Origin of the sequence: Pseudomonas sp. 24 E 13 (genome assembly GCF_900004715.1) — a bacterium.
GTDB classification, from domain to species: Bacteria; Pseudomonadota; Gammaproteobacteria; order Pseudomonadales; family Pseudomonadaceae; genus Aquipseudomonas; species Aquipseudomonas orientalis_A.
Window position 1 is genome coordinate 1 of sequence record NZ_CVTO01000026.1, and the last position, 8,719, is coordinate 8,719.

The window sequence follows — 8,719 nt, forward strand, 5'->3', positions numbered from 1 at the left end:
AACGTCGCACCGTCGCCCACCGGCAACAGCTGGGCGATGTGCGGCAGCTCGGCGCAACTGCCGGTGCCGGCCGGCAATTGATCAAGGGGCTTGGCCAGCAGCATCGACAGACGGAACAACCCGGCCTGACGCGCCGCTTCGTAGCGCGGCATATCGGCGCGCAGGGATTTGTATTGGGTTTGCGAGCGCGTGACCTGGGTTTCATCGCCACGGCCGGCGTCGCGCAGGCGTTGCGTGAGCTTGGTGCTTTGGGCTTGCAGGTCGAGGGACTCGTTGGCGATGGCCAGCTCTTCGTTGGCGGCGCAGACCTGGGTGTAGGCACGCACCACATCGGCCACCAGGGTAATGCGCGCGATATCAGCGGCCGCCTGGGCCGCATCGGCGTTGGCCTGGGCGCTTTCGATGCCGCGCTGCAAGGTGCCGAACAGGTCGAATTGATACGAGGTGGTGATGCCTACGCTGCCGATGTTGCCCACCGGCACTTTGTCCGCCAGCAGGAAGGCTTCGCCGGACTCCTGCAAACGCTGCGCTTCAGCCTTGGCCCCGGCACTCCAGCCGCCGGCGGATTCGGCCTGCTGGGTCTGGTAGCGCGCGCGTTGCAAGTTGGCCGCAGCCACGCGCAGGTCGGTGTTGGAGGCCATGGCCTGGCGCACCAGTTCATCCAGGCGCGGGTCTTTGTACAGTTTCCACCAGTCCGTCGGCACGGGCGCCGACACCACGTTATTGCCCTCGCCGGCGATGGCACCTTGCAGGTCGTCACGGTTGACGGCGGCCGTGTCCGGCAACTTGTAGTCCGGGCCTACCGCCTGGCAGGCCGACAGCAACACCCCCAACGCAGCGGTGGCCAGCAGTTGCTTCATGGCTGGTCTCCGGCATTGGCCTTGTCGTCGATGATCGACACGGTCGCGGTACGCCCGGCGATCATGCGGAAGTCCGCCGGCACGTCATCAAAGGCGATACGCACGGGAATCCGCTGGGCCAGGCGCACCCAGCTGAACGCCGGGTTGACGTTGGGCAGCAGGTTGGAACCGCTGCTGCGGTCGCGGTCCTCGATACCGGCGACGATGCTCTGCACGTGACCATGCAGGCGGGCGTTGTCGCCGATCACGCGGATATCCACGCCCATGCCGACATGGATGCCGTCCAGTTTGGTTTCTTCGAAATAGCCGTCGATATGGAAGGAGTTGCTGTCCACCACCGACAGCACCGGGCGGCCGGCGGTGACGAATTCCTGGGCACGCGGCGCGCGGTCGTTGACGTAGCCGTCCACTGGGCTGCGGATCACCGAGCGGTCGAGATTGAGCTGGGCCGAATCCACCGTCACCTGCGCCTCGGCCAGGGCCGATTGGGCACGGGCCACGCGGGACTGGCTTTCTTCCAGTTGCTCGCTGGGCACCAGGTTGCCCAGGCCACGGTTACGCTTGTACTCGCGCTGGGCCTGGGCCAGGGTTTCCTGGCGGTCGGCTACGGCGGCCTGGGCCTGGCGCAAGGCCAGCTTGAAACGGTCCTGATCGACGGCGAACAGCACCTGGCCTTTGCTCACCAACTGGTTGTCGTGCACATCGACACGCTGGATCAGCCCGGACACGTCCGGGGCGATCTGCACGATGTCGGCGCGAATGTGGCCGTCACGGGTCCAGGGCGCAAACATGTAGTACATGACCATGCGCCACACCACGACGACCGCGAAGCTCACGATCAACAGCGTCAGGACGACACGGCCGATAGTCAAAAAAGGTTTTTTCATGTCATCAGATATCGACTGAGTGAGTCCACCGCGCCCAGCAACAGCGCGTACAGCCCCACATTGAACAATGCCCGGTGCCAGACCAGGCGATAGAAGTGCATGCGCGTCAACAGCCCGTGCAGCACCAGAAACAACACATAGGTAATGCCCATCAGCACCAGCAGCGTGGGCAGGAAGACGCCGCTGATATCCAGGTCACCGATCATAAGGGCGCTCCATCCGGTAACGGCGCTTCGATTTCCGTGCCGCCAATGAACTCCACGCCGGGCAACAGCGCCAGGCGCAGGCCGGCCAGGGCATGCAGCAGGTGCAGGCGCGTGTCATCGGCGTCTTGCAGGCCCTGGCCGTTGAGGGCGCGGCGCGTGCGGTCCAGGGTCATCAGCAGACCGCTGGGCGCGGGCAAGCGTTCACCGGCCTTGAGGCAGGCCTTGAAATAACCGCCCACGCCTTCCACCACCTGGTTGAGCAGCACGCGCGGCACGCCGAGGATGCGCGGCGAGTAGGCGAGCAGATCGAGCAGGTTCAGCGCCACGCGCAAGTCGCGCAGGGCGGTGCCGGTGTCCTGGCCCGTGAGGCCCAGGCGCGGCAGGTGCTGCATCAGGCGGTCGAGCATTTGGGCGGCCATGTGCCGATGTTCGGCCAGGGTGGCGGGCTCGGTGAGGCTGACGATGTCGCGCCAGCTGAAACGGGTCAGGCGCTTGGCCGCCAGTTCGGCGCCGAAGGGCCGTGCAATCAGGGTCCATACAAAGGCAAACAGCAGGCCCACGGGCCCGGCCAGATTGACGTTGGCGAAGTTGAGGAAGTCCGCGTCATAGGCGCCCTGGATGCTGATGAACGACGAGGTGTTGACCAGCGTCAGCAGCATGCCCAGGTAGAACCGTGGCTGCACGGTGAGGGTGCCGATGCAGATGAACGGCACGGCGAACGCCAGCACCAGCATGGGGAAATCGTGCAGGTTGGGCAGCACCAGGAACAGATAGAGGCTGGCGAACAGCACCGACATGGCGGTCCAGAAAAAGAACCGATAGATCTGCGGCGCGGGGTCGTCCATCGAGGCGAAAAAGCTGCACGCCACCGCCGCCAGGATCACCGCACTGCCGCCGTCGGTCCAGCCCAGCAAAATCCACAACACCGAGGCGACGATGATCGCGGTGACGGTGGAAAACGCCGAGTAGAACATCAGGCCACGATCCAGAAATGGCGTGAGCCGGCCCAGGCGCCAGTGGCGGTAGACGGCGCGCCAGGTGTCCTGGCTTTCGCACTGAATGGCGGCTTGCAGGCTGCGGCAGTCCTGCCACAGGTCGACCCACTCGCCCAGGCGGTACAGGGCGTTGGAGAACAGCAGCGTGTGGCGGTCGTCGAGCGCTGCGCCCTGGGGTTGCGCGGCGTCGATCTTGTCACGCAGCACGCGCCAGCGTTCCAGTGGCGCGGTTCCGGTGGTGCTTTGCAGCCAGGCGTTGGCGGCTTGCAGCAACGGCGTGAGCCGATCGAGAAATTGCGGCGCGCGATGTTCGATGGCATACACCGCATCGTCCAGGGCATCAATCACCGGCAACAGGTGAATCATGCGCCCGCGCAATTCTTTGGTGTTGCGCACCGTCTGCGGCCGCGCGCCTTCGTGGGGCAACTGGCCGATCATCAACTCGAGGGTGTTGAACGTGGCGACCATGCCGCCGCGCAGGCCGCTGACGGCTTCAGGCTCCACATCGCGGGTGAGAAAGCGCTGGCTGTAGACCTGGGCGTCGGTAAACCACTTGGCAACCGAGCCATCGAACACCGGCATCAGGCGACGCGGCCAGAACATCGCACCCACTACGGCCGCCACGGCGATACCGAGGAAGATTTCCTCGGTACGCGCCTCGGCCACATCCCACACCGCCAGGGGGTTGTCCACCACCGGCAGGGCAATCAGCGGCAAGGTGTAGCCGGCCAGCATCAGGGCGTAGCTGTTGGCCGTGCGCAGATGCAGGGAAAGGAACAGCAAGGTGCCCGTCCACAGGGCGATCACCACCACCAGAATGTAGGGTGACTGCACGAACATCGGCACAAAGAACACCGCCGCCGCCGCGCCCATCAAGGTGCCGATCGCGCGGTACAACGCTTTGGAACTGGTGGGGCCGACAAACGGGCTGGAGACGATATACACCGTAGCCATCGCCCAATACGGACGCGGCATTTGCATGAGCATGGCGATGTACAGCGCGATCATCGACGCGGCGAAGGTACGCACCCCGTAGAACCAGTCGCGAGCAGGCGGAAAACCGGTAAAGAATCCGTTCAAGGCGCTGCCGCCTCGGCCGCCTCGAAGGCGCGCAGCACGCGCAGCGCGGCTTCCAGATCGGTGGCGGCGATGTCCACCAGGACTTCCTTGCGCAGGCGCACCAGTTGCGCTTCCACCGCCTGCACCAGCTCACGGCCGCGCTCGGTGAGGCTCAGGGCCTTGGCGCGACGGTCATGGATGTCTTCGGTGCGGCACACATAACCGTCGCTGCACAGCCGGTCGAGCAGGCGCACCAGCGACGGGCTTTCCATGCCCGAAGCCTGGGCCACTTTGACCTGATGCACACCGTCGCCCAGGCGGCCGATCATCAACAGCGGCACGGCGCAGGCTTCAGAGATGCCATAGCTCACCAGCGTGGCCTGGCAGATTTTGCGCCAGTTACGGGCGCCCACCACCATGCTGCTGCTGAGGTTCATCTGGAGTTGTTCGAGGGATTGGGACACTGGATAGTTCGCATACAGTTAGTTTGCTAACTATTAATATGGTGGATGCGTCCGAATGCGTCAAGTTTTGAAACAACTTGGCGGATGGGTGGTGGCGGCCCAGACATTGTGCGTGTCCAGGCTATAAGCCTGCTCATAAACCCCGTCAGGAAAAACCACCTCGAAACTGTTGATGTTGGCGGCGATATCCACCACAGCGCCCAGTTCAATTTCGTCGCACGCGGCGATCCAGTACTTGGGCGCGTTGTTCTCGAGTTTGAATGAGGCGGTCAGGTTCGGCCCGGTCGGTGTGAGGAAGGCATCTCTGCCGTCGATGGAGATGCCCACCACGAATCCTTTCTCCTGCACGGATGTGTCGCTGTGGATGACCATCGAGCCCGTCGGGCTGCCTGCAACAGGTTTGCTGAAGACGGGGGTGTGGTGCAATTCGGAAAACGTGACGGTGTTGTGCTCCTTCAAATCGCCAGGCATCTGACCCTCGGCGCTGAATTTGACTCCGCCAGAGAGCACTTCGTGCGCTTGCCACACGAACCCGTATTCAATCGTCCAGTTGAGGCTGACTTCAGCACCCGGTGCCACGTTGAAGGGGGTGACGTACCAAACCAGCGAAACGGTAGCGTGGTGCTGTTCGGGTAACGTCGGGTAGATATAAAACATCCACGGCATGGAGGATTTGTTGTGCAGTGTCAGCGTGTAGGACATTGTCATGCGGGTCTTTCCCCTGTGCCATTGAGCGTGCGTATGGGCCAGTATCTACAGCTATCGCAGCACCGCGACCATTACAGCGCCTTACACGGCATTACAGGCCGCGGTGTGCCGTTGCCAGGCAGATGCGGTGAGTGGATCGGTCAGCCGTTGAGAAAAAATAGCGCTCCAGGCCGGTGCAGATGGTCTGGGCCACATCCTGCTGCAACGCGATGCAGGGCTTGGTGTGCCGGTCCAGCTGTTCGGACCAGGCGATCGAGCCGGTCGCGGCATTGATCAGACGGACCGAAACGCGCATCAGCGCCCCCTCGATACGCACGCTACCCTCCAGCAGGTGGCTGGCGAAGGGCGCTTGGCTCTGTTCGTCACTGGTCTTTGCAAAAGAATAGGTGACGACCTGGTTGCCAAATTCCTTGAACAGTTGGCAGCTCAACTCTTCGTTCAATCCCGGCGCGAACAGCGTACAGGCGAAATCGTCAGTGAGATTCTTCAGGGGTTGAACGGCAAGGAGGTGGCGTGTTTGTGCGCGTGCCACAGCGTCATCGGCGCGTCGTATCAATGGCATGTAGCTTCCGATCGGGATGGAAATGACCACACTGCCGCCGCCGCCGGCGTCCCTGGAATAATAGGTTTTGAGCTTCTCCCGCAGGCGGCCGGCCTGCACGCGCACGATCGGGTCGTCTCCCGTGCTGTAAAAGGCCGGGTCGCGGTCGAAAACATCAATGCCGATCCCATATTCGGTGGTGTCCTGGAGCGTGTCGCTCAAATACCGTTCGACCAGGAAGCGCAGCAGGCGGCTCAGTCGGGGGGCCTTGCAAAACAAGGGGTTGGCCAGCACCTGTAGCAGCGTAGCGCGGATTTCTGCCTTGTCCGGCGGCGCACCCAGCGTGGTCGAAGGTGGTGTCGGCATGGCATCCGGGAGCATGGGGCGTTTTCTCGCGGTGCGGGTGCTGAAACCAGTGACGTTCTCCCGAAAGGCAGCCACAGGGTATTCGCTGGAATCGAGTAAGTCTGACATGGGTCTTACCTTCTGCATGTCTTCCGTTCGTGAACTTGTCCCTGTTAAATCGGACACCCTATTTTTGTGTAAGTGATGTCTGCAATCTAAGCACAAACTCCCTGGACCGGCGTTGTTTCGCAGGTACTTTAGGGCAACAGGCCATCACCCATAAGTATTGTTACGGTAACGTCGGGTCGCCTGTTACGTGGTGATACTTATTGCATGGCAGTGGCTGCAACTAGATTGCACGCTGGAACCGCAATCCGTATCCACGCCTGGGATGTCTTATGGAAAATGCAGCGGTAGCACACAGGGAAACTTCCAAGGGTGCGCTCAGTTTTGCCAGTGAATGTGAGACGAGTGCGGGCGTGTTGCTCGCGGTCAGGGTGCGCATCAGCCGGATCGATCATCCAAAGCAAGGTGATGTCATCGTCATTGAGTTCGATGCCGACGAGGCTGCGGGCGTGTCGATGCCTTTCAACATCCGCTTTGCTGGCGGTTACCTGGCCTATGGCAAGCTGCATTTGAAGCGCGAAGCGGGCACTGAAAGCGCTGTGGCGGTTCTGCGGGCGGAGGTGACACAGGGGGCCGAGGATGCAGCCGGCAAGACCAGCCATGTCGAGTTGGCGCGCTTTGCGGTAAACCGCCCCCAACCATCACCCGAACCGGAACCAGGGTCAGGGCCAGAACCAGAACCCAAACCACCCAGGCCGACGCCCGAGCCGATCAGGCCGCATGCGCTTGATAGTGCGCTCTTCCCCTATTTGTACATCCGCCAATGGCCGCTTATCAGTGCGGCCCAGAAACAACTGCGTTTCCTCACGTACGTGGTGCCGCAAAACGTGCCGGCCCAGAGTTTTTACGCCCAGTTTTCGGCCTGCTCCAATCGAATCGAGATGGACAGCCTGGCCCTGGGCTTTATTCATGGCGTAACGCCGTACGAGAACCAGTTTGTAACGCAGGCGGATCTCTGCACCGGCACTTATGCGCAGTTATCGCGCCTCAAGGAGACGGTGCTCACGTCGGATTACGATCCCTATACCGTCAGCACCTGGATCTCGGCCAACATGGCCTCTGGCGGGAGCCTGCCGCCCGCTTATGGCGCGGATGTGGAGCGCCTCTGGGAAAGTTATTTCGCCTTGGTCGTCGCGCCGTGGAGCGAGCCAGGGTTGCTGCCGCACCTGTGCGGGTCGCTGGTCATGTCCCATCTGCTGGATTATGTCTACGCGCCGCCGCCCGGTACGCCGCCGCTCACGTCAGCGGCACTGCATGCGTTGATGCAGGCGTCGATCACTTTGCCCGAAGGTTTTTTTGCGCCACCGCCCATCAATGACCCGCCTGTGCAGGCGTCGCCTTCGGCCAAGGACCTGCCGCAAAGCGTAGGCGGCTGGATTGAGCCGTGCTCCATCGGCGACTTGCAAATGGTGCGTCAGCGCCTGCTGCGCTATGTGCCCGGCGAAATCGCCGCCATCGAAAACCTGATGCGCGGCGAGCGCAAAGACATCAGCCGACGGCGCACCCGGCGCCAACTGGATGTCAGCCTGGCGCAGACACTGGATGAGCAGGTGTCGGACGACAGTGCGGTCGACACCCGCGATGATTTGCATGCCGAGACCATCCGCACCATCGCCGAAAAAACCACCAATAAAACCTATACCAACCTGACCACCAGCTACGGGCCGCCGACGTTGGCCATCGTCAACGGCGGGCCGGTAACGACCACCGTGCAGCAGGGTCCGAACAGCGATGACGAGACCCGTTTTGCCCGTGAAGTACTGAACAAGACGGTCAACCGTATCAGCCGCAGCGTGGGCAACCTGCGTGGCAGCAGCGTGATGCATGAAACGGCCGAGACCATCACAAGCACCATCGACAACAGCGCCGGCGCCGGCAGTCGCATTTACGTGCTGCGCTGGGTCAATAAGGTCTATGAAGCGCGCGTGGTCAACTACGGGCGTCGGCTGATGGTCGAGTTTGTGTTGAGCGCGCCGGCCGCAGCGTATTTTCGCGAGGTGACGCCGGGCGAACGCGTGGCTTTCGGCCCGCCACGGTCACTTGAGGAACAGGGGATCGATAGCTTCAAGCGTATCACGCCCGAGAACTACGCGCGCCTGGCCGCTGAATATCGCAGCACTGCCATCAGCCCGCCGCCGGAAGCCCGGCGCGATGTCTCGGCGTTACTGGGGGAAGGCGAGTCGACACTGGTTGCCGTGCCGCCTGGATATCAACCGCAAATTGCCACGGCCCGGGCCTTGGCCGCGCCCGGGGTAACCTGGCCTTTGGTCATGGTTGGGATCAAGACCCTGGAAAGCCCCTACACACCGGTGGTCATACCGTTCGGCTCTGGCCATAGCCTGGTCATCGCAGTAGGCACCGCGCAGACGGTCGCCTCGCCGCAGGCTGAGAAACCGGTAGTACCAGTACCGGTGCCGGTGCCAGATCCAGCACCTGCGCCAACGCCCATACCAACACCAACACCTGCGCCAACACCTGCGCCCGCGCCCGCCCCAGTACGGGTGAATGTGATCGTCAAGTGTGTGCCC

7 protein-coding genes and 1 pseudogene are annotated in these 8,719 nt (G+C 62.5%); 1 reads left to right on the top strand and 7 read right to left on the bottom strand.

The annotated features are described in order from the left end of the window. The 7 genes from BFP90_RS00935 to BFP90_RS00965 form a co-directional block, all read right to left on the bottom strand. Positions 1-860, bottom strand: an 860-nt coding sequence (locus BFP90_RS00935; protein WP_176717999.1) for a TolC family protein, incomplete at its 3' end; no start/stop codon positions are given. Then, positions 857-1,747 (bottom strand): efflux RND transporter periplasmic adaptor subunit, encoded by an 891-nt coding sequence (locus BFP90_RS00940; protein WP_065895744.1) that lies wholly within the window; start codon positions 1,745-1,747, stop codon positions 857-859. The genes BFP90_RS00935 and BFP90_RS00940, both read right to left, overlap by 4 nt. Further along, positions 1,744-1,953, bottom strand: coding sequence for a DUF1656 domain-containing protein (locus BFP90_RS00945; protein WP_065886631.1), 210 nt, complete (start codon positions 1,951-1,953; stop codon positions 1,744-1,746). Before BFP90_RS00945 ends, BFP90_RS00940 begins: the two co-directional genes overlap by 4 nt. Further along, positions 1,950-4,028: an FUSC family protein gene (locus BFP90_RS00950; protein WP_065895745.1), complete on the bottom strand. Its 2,079-nt coding sequence runs from the start codon at positions 4,026-4,028 to the stop codon at positions 1,950-1,952. The genes BFP90_RS00945 and BFP90_RS00950 overlap by 4 nt, the downstream gene beginning before the upstream one ends. Next, on the bottom strand, positions 4,025-4,444 hold the full coding sequence (locus BFP90_RS00955; protein ID WP_065894065.1) for a MarR family winged helix-turn-helix transcriptional regulator: 420 nt from the start codon (positions 4,442-4,444) through the stop codon (positions 4,025-4,027). The genes BFP90_RS00950 and BFP90_RS00955 overlap by 4 nt, the downstream gene beginning before the upstream one ends. 87 nt (positions 4,445-4,531) lie before the next feature. Then, a complete protein-coding gene (locus tag BFP90_RS00960; RefSeq protein ID WP_128875910.1) occupies positions 4,532-5,179 on the bottom strand; it encodes a hypothetical protein in 648 nt (215 codons plus the stop codon). Positions 5,180-5,270: 91 nt separating this feature from the next. Further along, positions 5,271-6,194, bottom strand: a complete 924-nt coding sequence (locus tag BFP90_RS00965; protein ID WP_130138986.1) for a hypothetical protein — start codon at positions 6,192-6,194, stop codon at positions 5,271-5,273. 350 nt (positions 6,195-6,544) lie between these two features. On the opposite strand from BFP90_RS00965, the pseudogene BFP90_RS00970 reads away from it, so the two are divergent. Continuing rightward, positions 6,545-8,719: pseudogene (locus BFP90_RS00970) on the top strand (hypothetical protein); the annotation flags it as partial.